At 65.5% G+C, this 1552-nt stretch carries 1 protein-coding gene; it reads right to left on the bottom strand.

Going from position 1 to position 1552, the window contains the following annotated elements:
• Positions 1 to 1552: heavy metal translocating P-type ATPase (locus WBV42_RS10815; protein WP_423986034.1), on the bottom strand; the 1552-nt coding region annotated here is incomplete at both ends.

The following is a 1552-nucleotide window of genomic DNA, read 5'->3' as shown; positions in this document are numbered from 1 at the left end:
CCGGTGAGCATGTGCACGTCCAACCCGCGCTCCCGGAGGTCGGAGACGGCTTCCTTCGCGCTTTCTTTCACCTCGTCGGCGTTGGCGACGACGCCGACGAGTGAGTCGTCAACCGCGACCAACATCGCCGTCTTCCCCTCGCGTTCGAGTCGTTCCATCGTCTCCTCGGCCGGTTCGACCTCGATTCCGGCGTTGCGCAGAAGCTTTCGGTTCCCAACGAGGACGTTTCCGTGACTCGTCTCGGCACGAATCCCGTGGCCGGGGACGTTCTCGAACGAACTCGGGTCTTCGAGTTCGACGTCACGTTCCTCCGCACCCGCCACGATGGCCTGTGCGAGTGGGTGCTCGCTCCCGCGCTCCGCGCTAGCCGCCGCGGAGAGGACGAACGCCTCGGTCCTCGATTCGGCGGCACTTCCCGCCGAATCGGCTACCTGTGCCCCGCCGTCTGCCATCGTCGCCCCATCCCCGTCTTCGCTCGGAATCGCTATCACGTCAGTCAGCCGCATCTCTCCTTTCGTCAGCGTCCCCGTCTTGTCGAAGACGACCGTCTCGACGTCCTTCACGCGCTCCAGCACGTCGCCGCCCTTGAACAGGACGCCGGTGCGCGCGCCGATGGCGGTCCCGACCATCGTGGCCGTCGGGGTCGCCAGACCGAGCGCACACGGACACGCGATGAGCACCGCGCTGGCGAAGACGACGACGGCGAACTCGAAGGTCGTGACGCCGCCGGTCGCGCCTGCGGCACCGGCCACGCTCGGACCGCCAGCGACCAGACCCCAGAGCGGCAGGGCGTTCACGAACCCGGCAAGCGTTTCGGGGAAGAGGAACCAGAGGACGCCCCAGACCAGCGCGTTCGTGATGACCGCCGGAACGAAGTACGCGCTGATGCGGTCGGCGAGGTTCTGGATTTCCGGTTGGCGGGCCTGTGCCTCCTTCACCATGCCGACGATTTGTTGGAGGGCGGTCTCATCGCCGACCTTCGTCGCGCGAACCGTCAGCACGCCGTTTTCGTTGATGGTCGCGCCGATGACCTCGTCGCCCTCTGTTTTCTCGACCGGGACGGATTCGCCCGTCACCATCGACTCGTCGGCGGCGCTTTCTCCCTCGACCACCACGCCGTCGGTCGGGATCTTCTCGCCGGGACGAACGCGCAGAAGGTCACCCTCCTCGACTTCTTCGAGGGGGATTTCGTTCTCTTCGCCGTTTTCGACGACCGTCGCCGTATCGGCTTCCAGTTCGAGCAGTTCGCGGAGCGCGTCGCTCGCTTGGCCTTTCGACCGGGCTTCGAGCCAGTTGCCGAGCGTGATGAACACGAGGATGAGCACCGCGCTGTCGAAGTAGGTTCCGCCCGGGATGAGCGACAGCATCACGGCGACGCTGTAGACGTAGGCCGTAGTCGAACCCAATGCGATGAGCACGTCCATGTTTGCCGTCCGGTTCTTCACGAGCGCCTTGTAGGCGTTGCCGTAGAACTCCTTGCCCAGCCAGATCTGGACGGGCGTGGCGAAGACGAACTGCACCACCGCGACGTCGATTCCGAAGAGCGTCTCCC

Origin of the sequence: Haladaptatus sp. (assembly GCF_049589095.1) — an archaeon.
Classification (GTDB): Archaea; Halobacteriota; Halobacteria; order Halobacteriales; family Haladaptataceae; genus Haladaptatus.
Note: the sequence above shows the minus strand (reverse complement) of the source record. Positions and strands in the feature narration are given on the sequence as shown.